This window comes from Sandaracinaceae bacterium (assembly GCA_020633055.1).
Taxonomy (GTDB): Bacteria; Myxococcota_A; Polyangia; order Polyangiales; family Houyiibacteriaceae; genus JADJJE01.
In genome coordinates, this window is the sequence record JACKEJ010000006.1 from 1 (window position 1) to 21,535 (window position 21,535).

16 protein-coding genes are annotated in these 21,535 nt (G+C 71.4%); 8 read left to right on the top strand and 8 right to left on the bottom strand.

All coding sequences use genetic code 11. The annotated features are described in order from the left end of the window. From H6726_09470 to H6726_09480, 3 genes are all read right to left on the bottom strand, one after another. A partial coding sequence (locus H6726_09470) for an FAD-dependent monooxygenase (protein ID MCB9657862.1) occupies window positions 1–1,744 on the bottom strand: 1,744 nt, incomplete at its 3' end. After that, entirely contained in the window at window positions 1,741–2,835 is a 1,095-nt protein-coding gene (locus H6726_09475) for a type 2 isopentenyl-diphosphate Delta-isomerase (GenBank protein MCB9657863.1), read from the bottom strand. The genes H6726_09475 and H6726_09470, both read right to left, overlap by 4 nt. 191 nt (window positions 2,836–3,026) lie before the next feature. After that, entirely contained in the window at window positions 3,027–4,388 is a 1,362-nt protein-coding gene (locus H6726_09480; protein MCB9657864.1) for a fasciclin domain-containing protein, read from the bottom strand. A 171-nt stretch (window positions 4,389–4,559) separates the two neighbouring features. Here H6726_09480 and H6726_09485 point away from each other — a divergent pair, with 171 nt between their 5' ends. Beyond that, the gene (locus H6726_09485; protein MCB9657865.1) at window positions 4,560–5,474 is read left to right on the top strand and encodes a MerR family transcriptional regulator; all 915 of its coding nucleotides are present in this window, start codon (window positions 4,560–4,562) and stop codon (window positions 5,472–5,474) included. Window positions 5,475–5,483: 9 nt separating this feature from the next. Here the strand turns inward: H6726_09485 and H6726_09490 are convergent, their stop codons facing one another. After that, a complete protein-coding gene (locus tag H6726_09490; protein ID MCB9657866.1) occupies window positions 5,484–5,699 on the bottom strand; it encodes a DUF2892 domain-containing protein in 216 nt (71 codons plus the stop codon). 191 nt (window positions 5,700–5,890) lie between these two features. On the opposite strand from H6726_09490, the gene H6726_09495 reads away from it, so the two are divergent. Further along, window positions 5,891–6,490, top strand: coding sequence for a DUF2378 family protein (locus tag H6726_09495; protein MCB9657867.1), 600 nt, complete (start codon window positions 5,891–5,893; stop codon window positions 6,488–6,490). Between the two features lie 12 nt (window positions 6,491–6,502). Here the strand turns inward: H6726_09495 and H6726_09500 are convergent, their stop codons facing one another. Beyond that, a complete protein-coding gene (locus tag H6726_09500) occupies window positions 6,503–7,873 on the bottom strand; it encodes a hypothetical protein (GenBank protein MCB9657868.1) in 1,371 nt (456 codons plus the stop codon). 430 nt (window positions 7,874–8,303) lie between these two features. Between H6726_09500 and H6726_09505 the strand changes: the two genes are divergently transcribed. The 5 genes from H6726_09505 to H6726_09525 all read left to right on the top strand — a co-directional run bounded on the left by H6726_09505 (window position 8,304) and on the right by H6726_09525 (window position 15,996). Then, window positions 8,304–9,644, top strand: a complete 1,341-nt coding sequence (locus H6726_09505) for an Ig-like domain-containing protein (GenBank protein MCB9657869.1) — start codon at window positions 8,304–8,306, stop codon at window positions 9,642–9,644. Between the two features lie 79 nt (window positions 9,645–9,723). Beyond that, window positions 9,724–10,503 (top strand): alpha/beta hydrolase, encoded by a 780-nt coding sequence (locus H6726_09510; protein MCB9657870.1) that lies wholly within the window; start codon window positions 9,724–9,726, stop codon window positions 10,501–10,503. 6 nt (window positions 10,504–10,509) lie between these two features. Then, window positions 10,510–14,223, top strand: a complete 3,714-nt coding sequence (locus H6726_09515; GenBank protein MCB9657871.1) for a protein kinase — start codon at window positions 10,510–10,512, stop codon at window positions 14,221–14,223. A 2-nt stretch (window positions 14,224–14,225) separates the two neighbouring features. Then, window positions 14,226–14,837: a sigma-70 family RNA polymerase sigma factor gene (locus H6726_09520; GenBank protein MCB9657872.1), complete on the top strand. Its 612-nt coding sequence runs from the start codon at window positions 14,226–14,228 to the stop codon at window positions 14,835–14,837. Between the two features lie 109 nt (window positions 14,838–14,946). Beyond that, window positions 14,947–15,996 (top strand): Ig-like domain-containing protein, encoded by a 1,050-nt coding sequence (locus H6726_09525; protein MCB9657873.1) that lies wholly within the window; start codon window positions 14,947–14,949, stop codon window positions 15,994–15,996. A gap of 83 nt (window positions 15,997–16,079) precedes the next feature. Here H6726_09525 and H6726_09530 read toward each other — a convergent pair whose 3' ends face one another. Next, window positions 16,080–17,369, bottom strand: coding sequence for an RNA-directed DNA polymerase (locus tag H6726_09530; GenBank protein MCB9657874.1), 1,290 nt, complete (start codon window positions 17,367–17,369; stop codon window positions 16,080–16,082). 322 nt (window positions 17,370–17,691) lie between these two features. Further along, a complete protein-coding gene (locus tag H6726_09535; protein MCB9657875.1) occupies window positions 17,692–18,720 on the bottom strand; it encodes an AraC family transcriptional regulator in 1,029 nt (342 codons plus the stop codon). 158 nt (window positions 18,721–18,878) lie between these two features. Here H6726_09535 and H6726_09540 point away from each other — a divergent pair, with 158 nt between their 5' ends. Beyond that, window positions 18,879–19,988 carry an isopenicillin N synthase family oxygenase gene (locus H6726_09540; protein ID MCB9657876.1) on the top strand — a complete coding sequence of 370 codons (1,110 nt, stop codon included), beginning with the start codon at window positions 18,879–18,881 and terminating at the stop codon, window positions 19,986–19,988. A gap of 78 nt (window positions 19,989–20,066) precedes the next feature. Here the strand turns inward: H6726_09540 and H6726_09545 are convergent, their stop codons facing one another. Continuing rightward, window positions 20,067–21,341 carry a hypothetical protein gene (locus H6726_09545; GenBank protein ID MCB9657877.1) on the bottom strand — a complete coding sequence of 425 codons (1,275 nt, stop codon included), beginning with the start codon at window positions 21,339–21,341 and terminating at the stop codon, window positions 20,067–20,069. Window positions 21,342–21,535 lie beyond the last annotated feature (194 nt).

Consider the following 21,535-nt stretch of genomic DNA (forward strand, 5'->3'; position numbering starts at 1 on the left):
GCGCGTGTTCCACCTGCGGCGCGACGTGCGCCGCGTACGGGAAGCCGGCGGTCAGGCCTCGGGCGACCCCCGCGATGGCGTCCGCGTCCGCGCAGCGCCCGTCCAGGAGCGCGCCGAGCACCACGGCGCTGGTGAGGGCGTGCTCCTCGCGCAGAGCGGGCTTGCGGTGAGCTCCTGCGCGACGGAGCGCGCCCACGTCCGCCAGCAGCGCGCGCACGGCGCGACGCACCTGCGGTGCGCGGGGCCACGTGCCCCCGCCGACGGGTCCGGTGACGGCCCAGGCCTTGGCGCGCAGCCGCGCGAGCGTGGCGTGGTCGAGCGGAGCGTGGGTACGAGCAGCGTCGCCGACCGACGCGCTTGGGGGCGTCGTGCGGTCCTGTGGCGTGTGCGACCGTGCTGTGTCCGCGCCCTTGTCGACAAACTCCCCTGGGGCCGTCGGGGCCTCGCGCGCGGGCTCGCGGTCGCCAACACGACTGCCTCGCGCGGGGAGCATCATGAGCGGGTAGCGCGCCCACTCCCCCAGCGCGCCCACGCGGGCGGCGCGCGTCGTGACGACCCCCGGCATCGCGACGCTTGCAGCGAGCGCGCCCCCCGCCACCTTCGTGAACGCCGCTGCGAACGACGCGCGCCCGGGATCCTGGCCCGAGAGGATGTGCATGGTCCGCGCCCGCTCACGGGGCGACCGACGCCACATGCGCACCATCGCGTCGCGCACGGCCGTAGCGCTCTCGTCGTCGCGGGTGACTACCTCGTACAGCGCGCGGGCCAGCACCTCGGGCACGTGGCTCTCGCGGGACCGCCGCTGCGCATAAGCGCGTACGTCGCGTGCGCCCACCAGCGCCATCGCATCCAGGATGCCGAGCGACATGCCCGCGGCGGACAGGGGGTGCGTGGTCCCCACCGCGTCGCCCACCAGCGCGACGTCTCCAGCGCCGTAGTGGCTGCGCGGCGTGAGGCGGTTCGCAGCCCAGGTCACCTTGCCGTGCTCGAGCGTGTCGCGGAACGCGCGCCGCAGGCCGCTGGGCAGCACGGGCGCGAACGCGTGGTAGATCGCCTCGGGGGTGCGCGCCGCGCTTCCCGCCGGCACGTCCAAGCACAGGCGCACGTGCCGCTCGGACACGCGGTACATCAGCAGCGGCCCGGGGCCGCCGAGCAACACGTGGCCGTGGTCTTCGTAGGGCAGCGTCACGTCCTCGAGCAGCACGCCCGCCATGTGCGACACCGCCGGAGGTGCGTGCCGGGGGCCCAGGAGGGCCGCTCGCACGAAGGAGCTGCGCCCGTCCGCGCCCACCACCAGCCCCGCCCGCACGTGGTGCGTGGTGCCCCGCTGGGTGTAGTCGAGCGTGCCCGCGCTCAGCGTGTGGACGCGCGCATGCGGCACGTAGGTCACGCGCGGAGCCGCGGCCACGGCGGTGCGCAGGGCGTCCACCAGGACGCTGTGTTCGAGCGCCAACGCGCGCTGCCCCTCGGCGTAGGGCAGCAGCACGGGCGCGCTGCCGTCATCGGAGAAGAACGCGAAGCCGTGCCCCGTCTGCCGCGCGCTACGGGGCAGCGCCTCCAGCAGTCGCAGCTTCGAGAGCGCGGTCGCTGCGCGCGGGTGCAGCCACTCGCCAGCCAGGCGCGTCTTGGCCTCGGGCGCGGCCTCCAGCAGCAGCACGTCCGCGCCGCGCTGTGCGAAGCCTGCCGCTGCGGCGATGCCCGCGGGGCCGGCACCCACCACGACCACGTCGTAGCCCCGGGTCACGCGCGCACCTCGCGGCGGAGCGCACGGCGGGGCGCTGCGTGGGGTGCGGGCTCGGCGCGCATGTAGTCGCGCAGCTCGCCCACGATCATGGGCGTCAGCGCGCGCAGCTCGCTCAGTGAGCCACAGCCCGTGAGCAGCATGACGGCACGCAGCTCGGCCTCGACGCCACGCATGAAGGCCAGCGCGCCATCACGGCCGGCGCGCGTCCACGCCTGGTAGACCGGCCGTGCGATGCCCGCCGCCGTGGCGCCCAGCACCAGCGCGCGCGCCACGTCGAGCCCGCTCTTGATGCCGCCCGTCGCGATGGTCACGAGGCCCGCCGCGACGCAGTAGTGCACGGACGCGGCCGTCGGCGTGCCCCAGTCCCAGAGGGTCTCCCCCAGCGCCTGGCGCTCTCCGTCGGCGCGCAGCGTCTCGACGCCGACCCACGAGGTGCCACCCGCGCCCGACGTGTCCGCGTGCAGCACGCCCAGGTCGCTCAGCCGCCGCGCGCAGGCTTGGCCGATGCCGTTGCCCGTCTCCTTCGCGACGATGGGCACGCGCAGCTCGGACACCAAGCGCGCGAAGGTGTCGAGCCCACCGCGGAAGTCACGGTCACCGTCGCGCTGGATGAGCTCCATCGCCGGGCTCATGTGCGCGCAGAGCGCGTCGGCGCCCACGGTGTCCAGCAGCGCGGCGATGCGCTCGGTGGGGAGGTCGCGCGCCTGGATGACGCCCAGGTTGCCCAGCAGGAGCGCGGTCGGCGCCACGTCGCGCACCTGGTACGTCGCGGCCAGTGCGGGCTCCCGCTCCATGGCGCGCTGGCTGCCGAGGCCAAAGCCGTAGCCCAGCTCTTCGGCGACGCTGGCGAGGTCGCGGTTGATGGCCCGCGCGTCCGGGTGCCCGCCCGTCATGCCCGCGATCACGAGCGGCGCGCGCAGCGTCTTGCCCAGCAGCGGGCAGCGCAGATCGAGCTGCTCGAGGTGCAGGTCGGGTAGGCTCTCGTGGGGTAGGCGTACGCAGTCGAGCAGCGTGCCGGTGCCGCGGTAGGCGACGGCGTCGCTCGCGCACAGCTCCAAGTGATCGGCTTTCCGGCTGGACAGGACGGACATGATCGGCGGCTCCTTCGCGCAGTCGCAGGTGACGACGCGCGAAGTGCAGGCTGGGTGGCGGACGTCGCAGCGTCCATGGCCATCCGCGTCGCTGCACGGGGCCGCCGCGCTCATGTCGAAACGGCGAAGGGCCCGAGCCGCAGCAGCTCGAGCCCTTCGCCATCGTCAACCGAAGCGCAGCATGGCGCGCCTCAGAGCGTCGGGACCATCACGTCGCTCAGCACGTGCACCACACCGTTGGTGACGTGGATGTCGAGCAGGCTGGGCACCACGGCGGCGCCGTCGATGGTGGGCGGCGTCACCGACACGTCGACCGTGGCCGTCTGACCGAGCGCCGTCTGCACGTCGCCGTTGGCGAGGCCAGACGAGAGCACGGGCGCGGTGAACGTGGCCGGGTCGAGCACGTGGTACTGCAGCACCTGAGCCACCTGTGCATCGGTCAGGCTGTCGACCGTGGACTGGATGGCGGCGAATGCGTCGTTGGTGGGCGCGAAGACGGTGAAGCCCGTGGCGCTGCCGGGAGCGTCGCCCGAGAGCAGCGCCGCGATCCCGGCGCCCGAGTTGTCTGCCCGTCCGATGGCCGCGGCGAGCGAGGTCAGCCCCGCGATGCCTGCCATGTCGATGACGGTGGGGGGCAGGAGCACGCCGTCGATCACGTGCACCACCCCGTTCGTGCAGCCCACGTCGGCCAGGACCACGTCGATGCCGTTGACGGCCACGCCAGCGCTGGTGTCGAACAGCAGCGTCAGGTTGTTGCCCGCCTCGTTCGTGGCGACGGCGTTCGCCCGCGCCGGGACCGCGCTGCTGGGCACGCCCGCGCCGACCACGTGGTAGAGGAGTATGTTCGCCAGCGCGTCACCCGTGGGGCGCTCGCCACCGTCGGGGAAGGCCGCGTTCGTGGGCGCGAACACGGTGAAGGGTCCCGCGCCGCCCAGCGTGTCGGCCAGGTCCGCCGCCACGACCGCCTCGCGCAGGTCGGTGAGCCCGGCGTAGGCCGTCATGTCCGCGATGGTGGGCGGGAGCAGCACGCGGTCGATGACGTGGATGACGCCGTTGGACGCGCTGATATCCGGGGTCGCGACAGTCGCGCCGCCAGCCACCGCGTTGCCGCCGTTGATGGTGACCCCGCCCGTCGTGCCCAAGATCAACGAGAGGTTCCAGGTGCCGCTGTCGTCCTCGGCTGCGGAGTCGACCGGACCCGCCGTGACGGCCCCACTGCCGACGGAAGCGCCGGAGATCACGTGGTACAGCAGGATCTGCGTCAGCGCGTCGACGTCCATGCTCTGAACCGCTTCCAGCGTGATGCCCGAGGCGGCGAAGGCGGCGTCGTTCGGGGCGAACACGGTGAAGGGCCCCGCCGACCGCAGGGTGCTCACGAGGTCGGCGCGCGTGAGGGCCGCGACGAGGATGCTGAAGTCGTCGTCGGCCACGGCGACGTCGACGATGGTGTTGGGCTGGCCCGCATCGGGGGTGGGGTTCGTGCCGTCGCTGTCGCCACAGCCCGCGACCAGGGCGAGCAGGAGCAGGAGTGCGATCGAGGGAGCGTGTTTCATCGTGGATACCTCCAGGGTGGGTGCGCGCCGACGAGGCGCCGAGTTGCCCACATCATGGATCACGCGCCAAGCGTGTCCAGTTTTTTTCTGAACAAAAGTTAGACGTTGGACAAAAAATCTGGACAAGTGATGGACGTGAGTTGATTCCCGGCGTAATTTGAGCACTCCACCGTGACCCACTCGCGCTCCGCCCCCGTCTACCCCATGCGCGTCGTGTCTCGCCGCACGGGTCTCAGCGCCGACCTCATCCGAGCTTGGGAGAAGCGCTATCAGGCGATCACCCCCGACCGCACGGACGGGAATGCGCGGCGCTACTCCCAGGCCGAGATCCAGCGCCTCGAGCTGCTGCGCGACGTGGTCGCCCTCGGTCACACCATCAGCGACGTCGCGTCGCTGCCCAACGAGACCCTCTCGGCGCTCCTGTCCGAGGTGGCCATCAGCGCGCAGGACACCGCCACGGAAGAGACGCTGGCGGCCTACGTCGCGGCCATCGAGGCCTGGGACCTGCGTGAGTCGCAGGCCATCCTCACGCGGGCCGCCACGTTGCGTCCGCCTGACGCCCTCGCGCTCGAGGTGCTGTCGCCCATCCTGCGCGCCATCGGAGACGGCTGGGAGCAGGGACGGCTCACGGTCACGCAGGAGCACGCCGCGAGCGCGCAGGTGCGCGGCCTGCTGGCGACGCTTCTGCAGACCATCGCGGTGGACCGTGGCGCGCCGAAGCTCCTGATCGCGGCCCCTGAAGGTCACGAGCACGAGCTCGGAGGGCTCATCGCGGCTGTTCTCGGCGCACAGGTGGGCGTGGCGCCCATCTATCTCGGGGCGAACGTCCCGCTGCGTGAGCTCGAGGCTACACTGCGCCGCACGGGGGCGGAGGTGGTTTTGCTGGCGGTCTCGCGCGCCATCGACGACGCGGAGCTCCAGCGCTTGCGCGCGGCCGTCGCGAGCCTGACCGAGCACGCGACCGTGTGGCTCGGGTGCACGCCTGGTCACGCCGTCGAGGGGCTGGCGTCACTCCCGCGCGTGCGCGTGCTCGCGTCCCTGCCCGCCTTCCAGACGGCCGCGCTACACCTCGGCCGCCGTCCCTGACGCTGCGTATCAGTCGGCAGCGCGCTTCACGGGGCACGTACTGAAGCCCAGCGCCGTGTAGAGCGGGCAGCTGCCGATGAGGCCGGTCAACAACGGGACCACGCCCAAGAGCCCCCACGGGGTCTCCGGCCCTACGAAAGCCAGCGCGATCAGGCCCAGCCCGACCACCACCCGCACCCCGCGCTCGATCGGGTGCTCGTTGTTCGGAAGCAGCTTCTTCAACATGGCGGACTCCTTCTTCGTCGAGGCGCGCCAAAGGGGCGGCCACGAATAGGAGCCAACGCAGCCCGGAAAGGGTTCGCCCACGCCGAAGAAACGCGTCCCCGGGCAACCCACGTGCCCAGCGTCGGCTCGAATTTTCCCTCGCTTTCGTCACAATCCGGGGACGCGTCCATCCCCCGCGTGCTCCGAGCCTCATGGACCACCCCTACGACTTCCGCGTGCCCGACTTCACCGGCGAGGTGGACGCGGCCGCCTTCCTGGCGGCGACGCCGGAGAACGCCACGTGCAAGGGGCTCTACTTCAACACCATGCTGGAGATGATGAGTCGGCTGCCCAAGGAGCAGGTGGCGGACATCACCCTCGAGCGCACACGCTACCTACCGTTCCTCGACTACCCGCTGCTCGAGCACATGCGCCTGTCGTTTGTCGTCGTGCCGCGCCTCTACCCAGGCCTTCCCACGCGGGAGGCGTTCCGCCGCATGGGCTGGCGCGCGTTCCCCGACTTCGCCGGCACCATGCTGGGCCGCGTCGTGTTCGGGATGTTCGGCGACGACCTCGGCCGCGCCTTCGAGGCCGGACCCAAGGGCGTCTCGCAGAGCGTCCGGCCGGGCATGGCCACCGTCACCACCATCGCGGAGCGGCACGTCCGCATGGAGTACTACGACATCTACGGCATCCTCGACCCGTACTACATCGGCGTGGTCGAAGGCATGGTGCGCCACTACGGCTTCGAGCCGGATGTGCGCATCCACGCCATCGACATCGCGAACGCCGTGCTGGACGTGCGCTGGTGACGCCACCGCCCGTCAACGCGTGAGCTGTACGTAGCCGTCCCCCGCCTCTGAGAACGCTCGCTCCGCTGCGGGCGTCGCGCGGCAGTCGGTCTCCACGCGCTCGATGGTGAGCGCGTCCCCGTCCGGGGCGAGCTGCAACAGGTAGTAGACCGCCTCGACCGCTCCGACCCGCGTGCCGGCATAGCAGTGGATGGGGCCCGCTTCGGCCTGCGCAAAATCGAGGTTCACGTAGTCTTCGGCGTCGACGCTGTCTGCGGCCGACTTCTCGAACTCCATCGCGTAGACCGCCTCGCCGAGCTGCGCCAGGCCCGGGAGCGACGTCGAGATCATCATGTGGGTGTCCGGGCGGGCGTAGTGGTCAGCCAGGACGACCACCTGGCCGAGGTACTGGTCCAGGGCGGCGCCGTCGAAGTCGGCGCTCATGCTCTGATCGGCGATGGTGCTGGTGGCCCACACGCCTGCCGGGCTGTTCGCGACGTCGACGTCCAGCGTGCCGCAAGGCGTGGTCGCCGACACGCGCGGCTCGTCCAGCACCCTGATCTTCGCGAGGTAGGCGTCACGTGTCTCCGCCGGGAAGTACTCGTAGAAGCACGCCCCATAGCGCCACCCCACGCCGTGCCCCTCTTCGGCGCCGAGACGGTTGGGGTTGATGTACGCGTTGCCCGCGCCGTCGTTCATGCGCCGGTCGAGCAGGTTGGTGTCCACGCCCGCGGGCCCGACGCCGTCGATCGGACCCGCGGTGCCCAAGCTCGCTCCCGCGGCCACGACGAGCACGTAGTCCGGGTCTCCGAGGTTGTCTCTCATGCGGTTCAGGTTCAGGTCGCAGCCGCCCGACGAACACGCGACGGCGGACGTGAGGCCCCCTTCGAAGGCCGCCAGCTCGGCGTCGAACAGCGCCTGGAGCGTGGGGGGAAGCGTGGTGACGTGCGCGAAGTTGCCATGGACGCCGGGTCGCCGGACGCCGTCCTCCCCCAACACCGAGCACACGTGGTAGGCGATGCCCCAGTCGCTGACGTCGGCGTGGTCCGAGCGCACGATGGCCTCGACGTAGATGTCGGTCGGCGCGCTGAGCGGCGTGTTGACCGGGACGTACATGCCCTGTTCGAAGTTCAGCGTCTCTTGCGGGCTGCTCGGGTCCATGTCGCCCAGCACCACGGCCGCGGAGACGGCCTCCGGATCGATGAGGCGATGGCTGAAGAGCAGGCGCGGATCGCCGTCACCGACGAGGTCGGCGCACGATGGCGCTTGGGACTGGTGGACGACGGGCGGGGGCGGCTCGCCGCCTCCTCCGCCGCATCCCGGGGACAAGAGTGAGAGCAGCAGGAATGGCGCGAGGCGGCGAAGGCGAGAGGAGGTGGTCTGGGCGGCTCTTGGGTGGGTCATGTGGGCTCCGTGAAGTGGACTCGATCGTCCACGTGACCGTTGGTGGCGCGGCCGCGCGTTTGTGACGCATGCGCCGACACAAGTTTCGCTGGCGAGCCGACGTGACGAAGCACGGCGCCGGCCTCCCCGCGGCGGAGCGCACGTGCGGCACCGCACCTCCCCGGCCTCCCCGATGGCTGGCCCGGCGAAAGGCCCTCTTGGCGATCCTGGTCTGCTGGGCGTCCGATTTTCTGCGTCACATCCCAGCGGGCCCGCCACCAACCCAGCGAGCACGACGGTCGGGCAGCGCCGGACCCCGTGCCACCTCTCGAGCATGGAGCCTTCCTTGAACTCAATTCGAAAGTGCGCAGCCTCCTTCCTTCTCACGCTCTCGCTCGTGTCCGCAGGGTGCGGCGGAGGGACCCCCCCGGACACGGAGCCCCCCACGGTCATGGCCTCGTCCATCAACGCTGGTGCGACGGGTGTCCCGTGGCGCACCGCGATCACCCTCGAGTTCTCCGAGCCGGTCGACCCAGCCGGCATCGAGGGCATCGCGCGCTTGTACGCCGACCGAGCGACCGCCCTCGAGCAGGACGCGCTGGGCCGCCACCCGCTGCGCGCAGAGCTCGACGCGGGCGGAACGACGCTCACGATTCGACCCCTCGGTCCCCTTTTGGACGCTACCCGCTATCGCCTCGAGGTGGCGGGGGCGGTCGACCTGGCGGGCAATGACCTCGCGCCCTACACGCTGTCCTTCGAGACGGCAACGGACGTCCGACTCTACACGCACGACGAGTACGACGGAGTCGTCGACCACTACTACCGCACGACGTTTGACGCGCCTCTCGGCGGCATCCGGCAGACGCTCTACTTCGGGATCGGCGAGGACGGTCAGTGGGATACGTCCGACGACCTCATCGGCGCATACACCGACGCGTACCGAGACGCGACCCGTGAAGAGCTGCACAGCTTCACCTCCGCGGGAGCAGACCTCCTGTGGTGGAACGAGGACGACGAGCACATCGCCATCTCGCGTCGCGAGTTCCTCGCGGACCGGACGCGCCAGTATCGGGTGGACGATCCAGGCGCGAACGGGATCTGGGGCGACGAGGACGACGTAGCCGAGGACCGGACGGAAGTCATCTACGACGCGCACGGCCAACCGGTGTCGTTCGTCCGCTACACGGAGGGCCCAGACGGACTCGCCCTGACAGCGGACGACGTGGTGTATCGGACGGCGGACTACTACTTCTCGGATGGCTTCTTCATCGGATCGTTCTCGGCGGAGACGGCGGGCGAGGATGGAGAGTTCGGCACGGGCGACGACGTGGGCTACGCGCGCGTGGTCCAGCTCGACGCGGACGGAGTCGCCGTGGGGTCCAGCAAGCACTCGGACGTGCGGCGCGATGGCTTCCCGGCCTACGACGACACCACCATCGCGAGCTACCAGCGCTACGAGCACGTCGACGGTGAGGTCGTGTTCACCCGCATCTGGAGCACCTCGTCCGCCGGGGAGGACGGTGTCTTCCGCACGGCCGACGACGTCCCATCGAGCGTCTCTCACGTCGACCTGGACAGCGCGGGGCGCCCGCTCCGGCAGGTGGACCACTCGGTCGGTGACGACGGGGTGCGCGGCACCGCAGATGACGGGGTGTCTCGCTACACGGGGTTCGAGTACGACGCGGACGGTGTGACGCGGACCGAGCGACGGTATGTCGCGGCTGGAGAGGACGGGGTGTTCTTCACCTCCGACGACGAGCTGCGCAGCGTCTCCGAGTTCGAGGGGATCTGAACCAAGCGGTCCGAGGGCCCCGGGGCCCAATCCAATTGCCCCGGGGATGAAATGGCGGTAACGCAGATGCGCTACCGCCATGACCGCGTTGACCCTCCCCGACACGACCTTTCACTACGACACCTGGGGGAACGGGGAGCGCGCCGCGCTGCTCTGTCTGCACGGCGGTGGGTGTGCGCGCGAGCACTTCGAGGCGCTCGGGGGAGCGTTCGGGGCCGAGCGGAGGGTCGTTGCCATGGATCAGCGGGCGCATGGCGAGTCGGCCGACGCCGCCGGGCCCTACGACGTGCCGACGCTCGCCGACGACGCGGCCCGCGTGGTCGAGGCGCTGTCGCTGGGCCCCGTCGTCGTGGTCGGGCACAGCCTCGGGGGGGCGGTGGCCGAGAGCATGCTCGAGCAGGCGCGTGTGGACGTCCGCGCCATCGTCAGCGTCGATGCGCCGCTCGCGCTGCCCGCGATGATGGCCGGCGCGCTGATGTCGCTCCGCGAAGCGCTGCTCTCGCCCGAGCGGGTGGACGAGTACCGCGCGTTCATGGCGCCGATGGTCGGGTTCCCGAACGACCCCGAGCGCGCCGAGCGACTGCTGGACCAACTGTCTCACTTCCGCCCAGCGGCGATGGCCGAGATCTTGGCGTCCGTCGCGTCCTACGCTGGCGGGCCGGTGCTGGCTGCGCATCCCAACGTCCCAGTGCTCCACATCGACGCGGGGACGGGCGTGTGCGAGCTCGACCGTCTCCGGGAGCTTCGCCCCGACGCGTGGATCGGGGCGGTCGTCGGGACGCGGCACTATCCGCACATCGAGTCGCCCGAGCAGGTCGCGGCGATGATGCGCCACTTCTTCGGGCGCTACGACCTCTGAGCAGCCATGCCGCGCGACCGGACGACGCCCAGCTTCGCGACCCGGGAATCGCTAGACTCGTTCGAGGCCGAGCTGGGCGCGCTGCTCGATGCGTCCGAGCCCGACCGTCGCTCGGCGCGGGAGCTGTGGGAGGCCATCGCAGACGAGGCCCGTGAGCAGCTGACGCTGGGGGAGACCCTCGGCGTTGGCGGCTTCGCGACGGTCGTCCGCGCACAGCAGCCCTCTGGGGAGTCCGTGGCGGTCAAGCTGGTGCCCGTGCACGGAGCCGAGCCCGACCGCCTGGCCCGCATTCGCCGCGAGTACCGCGGAGGACGGCGCTTGTCCCATCCCCACGTGGTCCGGAGTCTCCAGCTGTTCGAGGGGGGCGAGACCTGGGCGCTCACGATGGAGCTCATGGAGGAGTCCTTGCGCGCGCGCATCGCGCGAGGTCGCGTACCCCTCGAAGAGGTCCTCGAGGTCGTGCTCGACGTGCTGTCCGCGCTCGACCACATCCACGGTGAGCGAGTCGTCCACCGCGACCTGAAGCCCGAGAACGTCCTCCTCTCGCACCGACGCGACGGGGCTCGTCAGGTGGCGAAGCTGGCAGACTTCGGCATCGCGCGCTTCGGCGAGCTGGACCGGGACGCGTCCCTCCACGGGCTGAGCGGAACACCCGCGTACATGCCCCCGGAGGCCTTCGACGAGCAACGCTTCGACCCGCGAGGGGACCTGTACGCGCTCGGTCTGATCGCGCTCGAGATGCTCTCCGGCGTGCACCCGCTCGGCGCCGCGCCGACGAGCGAGTGGCCAGCGCGACACCGGTCGCATCCCGTGACCCGACCCGACGGCGTGCCGGACGGCGTTTGGCAGGTCCTCCGAGCCCTCGTGGAGAAGCGCCCCGAGGCGCGGCCACGCAGCGCGCGCGAGGTCGCGGACCGTCTCGGTCGAGAGATGCCTGCGCGCGCCGCTCGGCCACCGCTCGAGGGCCGACCGTACCTGGCCTCGGCGCCCCTGGTCGGTCGTGAGCGCGAGGTCGCCGAGCTGCGCGCCTGGCTGCGTGCCCGGTTGGGCACGACGCCTCCGCCCCCGCCCGTAGTGACGTGGGTGGTCGGCGGCGCAGGGGTCGGGAAGAGCCGTCTCCTGCAGGCGCTCGCGTCGGAGATGCGCGGGTGGCGCACCCTGTACGCGCGCGCGCTCCCCGGGGCTGGGAGGCCGCTCGCGGGCCTCGCCGGCGTCCTCGACCCTCTGCGCGGAGCGCACGGCGACGACGCCATGTTCGCCACGCAGCCACGCGGCGAAGCGGGCGAGTCCAGCGCCGGTGCGCCGTCGCCTGCCGTCGCGCCATCCAGCGACCAGCGCTCCAGCTGGCTGGGTCTCGCCGCGGGCCACCCCGAAGACGTCCCCGACCTCGAAGCGGAACACCGCGCCTTCCTGCGGCGCCAGGTCGAGGCGCTCCTCGGGTGGCTCGGCCAGACTCCGACGGTCATCGTCGTGGAAGACGCGCACCACCTCGACGAGGCCTCGCTCGAGCTCATCGACCGGTTCTCTCGCGCCATCGCGGAGCGACGAGCCCCGACAGCGGTGCTGGTCACGGTGCGACCCCCCACAGACGGGACCTATCTGGAAGCCGTCGTCCGGGAGACGTCGGCGGACGGTCGCGCAGGCCGCATCGAGCTCCCGGCGTGGGGTCCGCGGGACACGCAGCGGCTCGTGGAGGCGCTGCTGGTCGACGACCCGCGCAGCACGACGATCGCGGGGCAGCTCCACAGCGAAGGCATCACGCCCCTGTTGGTCGTGCAGACGCTGCACGTGCTGCTGGGGAGGGACGCCCTCGCCGAGGGCGGGCTCGATGCGACGTCCTTCGCGCTCGCGCAGCTCCCGCAGACCGTTCAGGACGCCGTCGGAGAGCGCGCCACCAGGTTGCCCGGGCTCGCCAAGGCGAGCCTCGCGCTCGGGGCCGTGCTGGGCAGCGAGTTCTCGTCCGCCGAGCTGGCCGCGGGCCTCGGGACCACCGAGCTCGAGCTGCTGGACCACTTGGACGAGGCCGAACGCGGCGGGTTCGTGACGCAGCGTCGCGACGTGTTGGCCACCTATCAGTTCGTGCACGACGAGCTGCGCGAGGCCGTGCTCGCGCGCCTCGGCGAAGATCTGCCCGCGCTCCACCGTCACGCGGCGACGGCGCTCGAGGCCGTGCACGGTGGGGGCGACGAGGTCGCCGGGCGCCTCGCCTTTCACTTCGGCGCGGCGGGCGACCACGGGCCGGCGTATCGGTGGGGGTTGCGGGCTGGTGCGTTCGCCCTGGGACAACACGGCTTCTCGGCCGCGGCCGATCACTACGGACGCGCGCTCGCGGCCGCGGACGCCGGTGGCCTGTCGGTCACGCCAGAGGATCTCGAGCGGTGGGGCGACGCCCTCACGTTCTCGGGCCGCGGGGACCAAGCCGCGAGCGCCTACGAACGCGCGCTCGACCGCTGCGCCCCGGGAGACGATGTGCGTCGTGTCGCGCTGCTCGCGCGCGTGGCGGAGCTGGAGTTCCGGGCCGCGCGACTCACGCGGGCGACTTCGCCTCTCGAGGCGCTCCTCCCGCGGCTCGGGGGCCACGTCTATGGACGGGCCGAGGCCGTCGAGGCCACGCGCGAGGCCGCCGAGCGCGTCCTCCTCGCTTCCGAGCGCGCGGGGGCACCGCAGGACTCGCTCGACGCGGCGGAGGCCACGCGCCTCGAGGTCCTGTGTGACACGTACCGGAACCTGGCGGAGATCGCCTACTACTACGACCCGCAGCGCCGCGACTTCTACCACTCGCTCGCCTGTCATCTGGCGGTGCGGCTCGGGACGGGGCGCGCCGCCGCCCAGACCTTCGCGCTGACGGCGTTCCTCGCGGGCCTCGACGGACGCTTCGAGGTGGCCGAGGTGGCTGGAGAGCGCGCCTTGCGCGTGGCGCGAGAGCTCGGCGACCCCGTCACGCTCATGTTCGCGAGCGCGCTCGTCGGCACGACGTTCGTCAGCGCGGGTGACCTCACGCGCGCGCTCGACGCCAGCGCCGCGGCCTGGGCCATCGCGCAGCGGGTGGAAGAGCCGCAGCGCATGATGACCGTCGTCTCGACGCATGCCCTCACGCTCGCCGCGGCAGGTCGAGCCGACGAGAGCGCCGCCGTGTCGCGACTGGCCCGTGAGCTCGGCGCACACCACGGCTACACCCGCGTGGGCGAGATGGCGGTCATCGGTGGCTGCGCCGCCGCGATGGCAGCCGGGCGGTTCGACGACGCGGTCGCGCTGGCTCGCGAGGCCGACGCCATGGAGCGGCGCGGGAGCCGCATGCTCGCGCTGCAGCTACGCTCCTACGGGGCGCTCGCGCGCGCCATGGTCGAGCACCGCGCGCGCCCCGACCTCGCGCTCGACGTGGTCGATGCGTGGCGCGCCGGGCGCTTCGACTCGCTCGTGTGCAACATCGACGGGAACGCCCTGCTGACCGGAGCCCTCGCCGCCCGGCACGGTCTACACGGCGACGTGATCGCCCGGCTGGACCACGTGGCGTCATCGGGGCGCGCTGCCGCCGAGCGGAGTCGGGCGAAGAAGGGCTTGTTCACGGCCGCGGCCGGGCTCTACGCGCTCTCGCAGGGCCGCGACGAGGGGCGCATTTTGCTCGACGAGGGGCTGGCGTATGCGCTCAGATACGGCATGCGTGGCGACCTCGCGCTGCTCGCCGAGGTCCGCGCACGGATCGAGCGTCCTCCCCCCTGACCATGACCGACGACCGACGCGCCACCATCGACGCCGACATTGCGGACCTGCTCGCGCGCGGGGAGGTGGAGGCCGCCGTCGAGAGGGTCCTCCAGGCGCATGGCGCTTCCATCTACGGGATGATCGCGGGCGTGTTCCACGACACCGCGGTGGCCGAGGACGTCTTCCAGCACTTCAGCATCGAGCTGTGGAAGAGCCTGCCGTCCTTTCAGGGTCGCAGCAGCATCTACACCTGGGCCTACGTGCTGGCCCGCAGGGCGGTCACGCATCGCCTGCGCAGGAAGACAAGCGCCCGTGAGCAGCGGCTCCACACGGGGGAGCAAGAAGCGCTCGTCGCGCGCCAGTGGTCCCGCCGGGCCACCGCCGAGTGGCAGCGCACGGAGACCAAGAGCCGCTTCCGCGAGCTGTGCGAAGGCCTGCCACACGAGGAGCGCCTGCTCGTGATGCTCCGCATCGGCGAGAAGATGAGCTGGAAGCAGATCGCGCGCGTCATCCACGACGATGGCGACGAGGGGACGCCGCTCGACGAGGAGTCGCTCACGCGTGAGGCCGCGACGCTCCGCAAGCGCTTCGAACGCGTGAAGACGAAGCTGCGCGATGCCCTCGCGGGGTGACGCGGCGACTTCAGAAAAAAGCACGTCACATCTTCCGCGGCGCTCCACCAAGGGAGTGAGCCAGCGGTGAGCCAACGCTCGCCACGGCGAACCCTCGAAGGAGTACATGATGACGAAGAAGCTTGGACTGATCGCCGTGTTGGCCGCGCTCGTGCTTGCCCCGGGCTGCAAGGGCTCGAACGCTGACCCCGACGGCATGCCGGACGTGGGCATGTCCGCCGATGGCGGCGTTCTGGACCCCGACATGGACGTGGTCGAGACGCCGGACATGGGCGACGAGGTCGACAACGGCCAAGCGCCGACCGTGCCCACGGTGGTCTCGACGTCCCCCGAGGACGAGGCCACCGGCGTGCACGCGGAGGCCGCCATCGTGTTCGAGTTCTCCGAGCCGATGGATCCCGACACCACGGAGGCGGCATACGTGTCGAACGAGCTGCCGGCGAACATGGTCACGTTCGGCTGGGATGCCGAGTTCCGCACGCTCACCATCCTCCCCACCAACGACCTCCCCTATGCGGAAGGCGGACCGGACGTTGGCGCGCTTGGCTTCGCGGCCACCATCGGAGCGACCGCAGAGAGCGCGGCGGGGGAGCCCATGGGGGAGAGCGCCTCGGTGCACTTCACGACACTCCGTCGTATCACGGACGAAGCCACGCTGGTTGCCGCGCTGACGGGCTACGGGTCGTCCACGGGCTCGAGCGCCAGCACGTCGGTCATCGTTGGCGATGCCACCACCAACTCGGGGCTGCGCGGCCTCCTCACCTTCTCGGTCGCCGACGTGCCCGAGGGCGTGCAGCTCGAGCAGGCTCGGTTCGTGATCGACGAGACGGGCCGCGTCGGGAACGCGGACGCCGGGCTCGGCCAGCTGCAGGCGGCGCACGTGTTCTTCGGGGCGCTTGCGGACGGCTTCAGCGCCGAGATCTTGGCTGGCCTGCCGAACCTCCTCAACGTGACTGTCTCCCCGTCGGCCACGCCCTTCCAGCGCTCGGTCGACATCACGGGCTTCGTCGCGGACGACCTGGCGCAGCGCGAAGCGCGGGGTGACCAGACGCAGCTGCGGCTCGGGTACCCGATGCTGACCGACGGCGACACGAGCGCCGACACGGTCAGCCTCGACAAGAACTCCGCGACGCTGACTCTCACGTGGCTCGCCCCGTGAACGCCGCCTACGGGCTGCGCTGATGGCGCGGCGGGCGCGACTCGGTTCTCCGGGGCGCGCCCGCCGCGTTCTTTCGTCGGCGCTCATCCCCACGCGATCTGGGCGTACAGATTCCGTAGCTTCGCGCCGCGCGCGGGGTGCAGCTGCTCCACCCAGGCCACACGCCCGCGCAAGTGCGAAGCGAAGTCGGCGACGTCGGCGCGGTTCTGCCCCGCGGGGCCATGCCGCACGCAGTTGGTCAAGATGGCCTCGAGGCGCTCGAGCTCGGGGCGCGCGAGCGTCGGACGCGTGTTCACCACCACCCCACCGAGCGACTGTCGCTGCGCGGCGCTCATGACGCGCGTCTTCTCGGGACGCAGGGCGAACCCACAGGACGAAGCGATGCGTCCCACCAGCGAGACGATGCGCGCAGCGTCGTCCAGCAGGTGCCGTGGGCCGGAGAAGACGAGGTCGTCGGCGTACCTGGAATAGGTCGCGCCCAGCGACTCCGCGAGACCGTGCAGGCGCGCATCGAGGCGCCTGCACACCAGGTTGGCGAGGGCTGGGCTAGACGGCGCTCCCTGCGGGAGGTGTGCCGACCGCAAGCGCGCCCGTGTGGATCCGTCGAAGCGTCGTGCCACGTCACGATGCGTCGTGTGGGTCGCCAGCGCCGCCGCGAGGTGCGCCGTCGCGAGCGGGGTGCCGCCGTCGACGAGCGCGCGCACCACCATGCCTCTGTGGATGGACGGGAAGAAGTCGCGCAGGTCCACCCGCAGCACGACGTCTTGGCCGGCGTGGCGTGCCGCGTGCTCGACGAAGCCCATGCCGCGCCGGAAGCCTGCCGCGCACGGGTGCACGGGCAGTGGCGCCAGCACCTCGTCCAGCAGCGCGCGTTGTGCCCGACGCAGGCGCGGGAGCGGGCACTCGAGGAGGCGAACCCCGTGGCGACGCTTCGGAACCACCACGTACCGGTAGTGGCTCTCGGTCACGGTCAGTCGGTCACGGCGACACTGCGGGTCCGCCAGCCAGTGCAGTTCGGTCGAGGACAACCCCAGTCGCGTGTCCAGGCCCGAGGGACCGAAGGACGGGAAGGGCTGCGCGGGATCGCCCAGCGAAACCAGCGGAAACCTGCGCACACGGAGCGTCGCGAGCTCGCTGCGGGCTCTCGTCGACAGGCGCGCACCGATGGCACGCATCAGTCGGTCGAGGTCCACCGGGGGATGCGCCAACTCGGCGGACAGGGCAGAGAGCGGTACGCGCCGGCACGCGCGCCGCAGGCGTGGTGAAGCGTCGGTCGCGATGTGATCGAGGGCGTCCGCGAGCGTGCTGCCGTCCTCTCGTGACGCGTGTTGTTCGACGGCCGACAGAGCCAGCGCCTCGAGGCGCAGCGCCACGCGTCTCCCCATCGTCGTCGTCACGGAGTGTGGTGCCCCCGCGGATGTGCTCCGCGGGAGCCTCCCCGACGAGTCCGAAGGGGCGCGTCCAGATCGACATGGGGTGTCGGGGCGGACGTGCCTCGTGAAGGGTGGTCGATACGTGTCCCCGGGGTAACCCCGGAGAGGCAGAGCCAGGCTCTGCCGCGTTGCGCACACGCGGTGCGAAACGTCTCGGGTGAGTCCACGTCGGGGAGGGTAGGGGTGGCACGCGATGGCCGCAAGGCCTGCCGCGCGCCGGGTCCTCATCGTCGCGTCTCGTCGGGGCGCTTGCTGGTGCGGCTCAGTTCTCTGCGTCGCGCTCGCCGCGGTAGCTCGTGGGGCTCATGCCCTCCCAGCGCTTGAACGCGCGGGTGAGGTTGCCTGCGTCGGCGAAGCCCGCGATGTGCGCGATCTCTCCGACCGAGAGGTGCGGGTCGGCCAGCTTGCTGAGCACCACGTCGTGCCGCAGGCGCCGCGTGAGGTCGCGGTAGGTGGTGCCCTCCTCGCGCAGACGCCGCCGCAGGGTGGGCGTGCTCATGCGCAGCGACTCGGCCACCTCCTCGAGGGAGGGCATGGTGAGCGGCAGGCCGCGTTGCCGCAGGATCATGGTGCGCACGCGGGTGGAGAAGGTGGCGTCTTCGCCTGGTACCTCGGTCGCGTCCATGGGCCGCGCTTGGACGAAGCGGGCCAGCTCGTGCTCGGTGCGCAGCGTGCTCAGCCCTACGTAGCGCGTCGAGAAGTGCAGGGCCGCGCACTCCGCGCCGAAGCGGTGGGTGCCCGGGAAGATGCTGTCGTAGTCGTCCGCGTGCGCGGGCCGTGCGTGCGGGAAGTCCACGCGCGCGATGGGGATCTTGCGGGCGATGAGCCACGACGCCACGCGGTGCACCATCATCAGCCACAGCTCCTGCAGCACACCGGTGGGGTCCAGCTCCGGCTGCCGGACGCGCACGCGCACGACGGCCATGTCGTCCTCGATGTCCATGGCGAGCGAGATGTCCTGGGTGAGCACGGCGTGGGCTGCGATGAAGCGCGCGAGAGAGCGGCCGAGGGTCTCCTGGTGGATGGCCACCTCGCACGCCAGCGCGAACGCCCCCCGCGGGCACGGAGACGCGGTCAGCCCGATCAGCTCGTCTCCACACTCGTCCCAGAGCAAGCGCACGAGCGCCGAGAAGTCCGCCGCGAGGACGCGCGCGCCTGGCGCCTGCAGCGCCTCGTGGTCCCAGCCCATGCGCGCCGCGATGGCGACCGTGTCCACGCCGCGTCGCGCCGCGCCGTCCAGGAGGCCGCACACGAAGTGGCTCGAGAGGGTAGGGGTGGTGCTCGACGTCACGCTGGTCCGTGACCCCACGCACCCGAGGTGTCCAGGCGACGGGCTCGACGTGAGCGCGATGGCCCGCTGCGCTGGTCACCTCGGGCCATGGTGGGGGCCGCCGCGCCCTCGCACCGTTTCCGTTGACCCTACCGTCCGCAACGGGTAGCGATCGACGCATGTCCGTCGGCACCAGAGGCCCCACCGCACTCCCCGTCCTCGATCTCGCGGACGCGCACTCTCCCGATCCCGCCGCCCGTGTGCGCGCCGAGGACGCCGTGCGCGCCGGGCTGGGTCACTTCGGGCTCGTCTACATCCGCTCCCACGGGCTCGACGCCGACGAGCTCTCCGGGTTCTACGACGACTTCCTCGCCCTGTGCGCGCGCCCCGAGGCCGAGAAGCAGACCTGGGCCTCGGGGGACATCTGGTATCAGCGTGGCTGGACGCCGCCCAACACGGAGAAGGCCGTCATCGCGGGGGGTCAGCCCGACTTCAAGGAGTGCTACTTCATCGCGCCCGAGCCGCTGGACGACGAGCTGCGCGACGTCTACCCGGAGATCTACGCGGACAACCGCTGGCCGGAGGACGCCCCGGACTTCGAGCGGCGCTACTCGTCGCTCGGGCGCGCCATCCACGCGGTGGGCATGCAGGTGCTCTCCGTGGCAGCCACGTCGCTCGGGCTGCCCGCCGACACGTTCGCCGAGCGCACGGGGGGCGGACCGCACGTCACCCGCGCGCTGCGTTACCTGCCGCTGAGCGCCGAGCAGGCCGCTGACGCGAGCATCGTGTGGGGCGAAGAACACACCGACTTCAACCTGCTCACGTTGCTCCCAGGCGGACGCTTCTTCGACCCGAGCGGGGCGCCGTGTGCGCGACCGGACAGCACCAGCGGCCTCTACTTGCGCACGCGCCCTACGGAGGAGCATCCGAAGGGGGAGCTGGTGCACGGCGCGCCCCCGCCGGGCTGCATCGTGGCGCAGGTGGGTCAGCAGCTCGAGATCCTCACGGGTGGCGCGTTCCTGGCCACTCCACACGTCATCACGGCGCCGTCCACGCCGGGCTACTCCCGCACGAGCATGGCGCACTTCATCCACGTCCACAGCTTGCAGCCCCTGTTCCCGCTGCCCGCGTTCTGCACCCCCGAGGCGCGGCGCAGCTATGGCCCGCCAGTGCTCGCGGGCACGTACTCCCTGAAGACGCTGGTGGACATCGGCCTGGCTCCACGCGAGGCGCTGGACAAGCTGGGCTACCGCCACTACGGCCGCCTCGACGCGGTGCGCCACGGCTGAGCGGCTTCTCGCGGTGCCCGACGTCGCACGAAGCGTCGCCCCACTGTGGCCCGAGGCGCCGCGACACCAGCGCCGCGCTCAGCGGATGAACATCACGTCGTCGAGCAGCAGCCCGATGTCCGGTCCCGGGTTGTCGATGGTGACGCTCGCGATGGGGCTGAGCTCCGCGCACACCGTCGCGATGTCGAGCGTGATCTCCGTGTAGGTCTCGCCGATGTCGAACGTGGTGCCCGTGCAGCGGTCGCCGTTCTCGTTGCTGAGCGTGACCTGGATGCGCCCTGTACCCGAGACGGTGCGCGCCTGCAGCGACAGCGTGCGGAACGTACTGCTGGGGAAGGCCTGTCGGTAGTACAGGTGGAAGCCCGTCCACTGGTCGAGGTCGCGGATGCGCAGGCACGAGCTGCCCGCATAGCAGTCCTGATCGTAGGGACCGTACGGCCCGTTCTCGGCGGCGCCCCAGGGGTTGATGATCCAGCGCATCTCGTCGATACCGCCGAACTCCTCGCCGTACACCACGGCGGGCGGGATGAACTCGCACGCGCCACCGCTGCTGGGCTCCTGGTCCGTGAACTGCACCCCCACGTCCACGTTCACGCCGTTGCCGCCGCTGGTGGGGATGATCTCGGTGGACTCCACCACCTGGCCCTGTGCGCTGGTGAAGCGGAACACGATGCCCGTGCCGCCCCGCGCGAGCGTGCCGCCCACGGCCTCCCACGCGCCTCCGCTGCGGCGCGCGTCGGTCCACGGGTTGTCGGCGGCCACGCCTGGCCCAGCGCCGCGGAACGCTACGGAGCGGATTGGGATGCGGTGGTTCATCGGCGCGAAGCGCAGGTACGTGGGGTTGCGGTCGTTCACCCGCACGTGGATGTCGCCGCTGACGGGGCACGCGACGCGCCTCGCGCTGCCCTCGTCGTTGGCGCCGCCGCCCACCGCCTCTGCGGCTTCGTTTGCCAGGTCGATGTGGAAGTGGCCGCCTGCGCAGAGGGGGTTGCCTTGGATGGGGCAGAGGTCCGTCATCATCACCACCTCGGTCCCGTTGATGGTGTCGATCTCCCAGCACTCGCCGCAGGCCTCGCCCGGGTCGCCGTCGTAGGAGCTGCCGTTCCAGGGCTCGGCGATGGCGCCGGTCACGCCGTTGCGCACGAAGCTCGGCAGGAAGTTCGCGTTGCGCGGGAACTCGCACCAGCCCTGGGAGCCCGCGTTGTAGGACGTGAGGCGCACGCTGCCACACATCGCACTGGGCGCCTGGGCGGGGCCGCTGTCGGCGCGAGGGTTGCTCCCGCCATCGCCTCCACCACAGCCGAGAGGCACCGAGACCAGCGATACGAGCGTGAGAGCGAGAGGTGCGCGCATGTCGGGGAGTGTAACCGGGGGATCGCGCGTCGGCACTGCCTCCCGCGCGGTCCGTGCTGGTACGCGCCCGTTCGCGCGCTCCGCGCGCAGCCACGCCGTCAGGGGTACGGAAGATGACCACATGGGTCTTCGTCCATGCACGTGTCATGCTCTGTCCCTGCCCAGCGACAGACATCTCCGTGACCGCTCGTTGG

Excerpts from the sequence above, each read along its gene's own strand:
- H6726_09475 (MCB9657863.1), bottom strand. The coding sequence starts at position 2,835 with ATGTCCGTCCTGTCCAGCCGGAAAGCCGATCACTTGGAGCTGTGCGCG.
- H6726_09480 (MCB9657864.1), bottom strand. The coding sequence starts at position 4,388 with ATGAAACACGCTCCCTCGATCGCACTCCTGCTCCTGCTCGCCCTGGTC.
- H6726_09490 (MCB9657866.1), bottom strand. The coding sequence starts at position 5,699 with ATGTTGAAGAAGCTGCTTCCGAACAACGAGCACCCGATCGAGCGCGGG.
- H6726_09495 (MCB9657867.1), top strand. The coding sequence starts at position 5,891 with ATGGACCACCCCTACGACTTCCGCGTGCCCGACTTCACCGGCGAGGTG.
- H6726_09500 (MCB9657868.1), bottom strand. The coding sequence starts at position 7,873 with ATGACCCACCCAAGAGCCGCCCAGACCACCTCCTCTCGCCTTCGCCGC.
- H6726_09505 (MCB9657869.1), top strand. The coding sequence starts at position 8,304 with ATGGCCTCGTCCATCAACGCTGGTGCGACGGGTGTCCCGTGGCGCACC.
- H6726_09510 (MCB9657870.1), top strand. The coding sequence starts at position 9,724 with ATGACCGCGTTGACCCTCCCCGACACGACCTTTCACTACGACACCTGG.
- H6726_09515 (MCB9657871.1), top strand. The coding sequence starts at position 10,510 with ATGCCGCGCGACCGGACGACGCCCAGCTTCGCGACCCGGGAATCGCTA.
- H6726_09520 (MCB9657872.1), top strand. The coding sequence starts at position 14,226 with ATGACCGACGACCGACGCGCCACCATCGACGCCGACATTGCGGACCTG.
- H6726_09525 (MCB9657873.1), top strand. The coding sequence starts at position 14,947 with ATGACGAAGAAGCTTGGACTGATCGCCGTGTTGGCCGCGCTCGTGCTT.
- H6726_09540 (MCB9657876.1), top strand. The coding sequence starts at position 18,879 with ATGTCCGTCGGCACCAGAGGCCCCACCGCACTCCCCGTCCTCGATCTC.
- H6726_09545 (MCB9657877.1), bottom strand. The coding sequence starts at position 21,341 with ATGCGCGCACCTCTCGCTCTCACGCTCGTATCGCTGGTCTCGGTGCCT.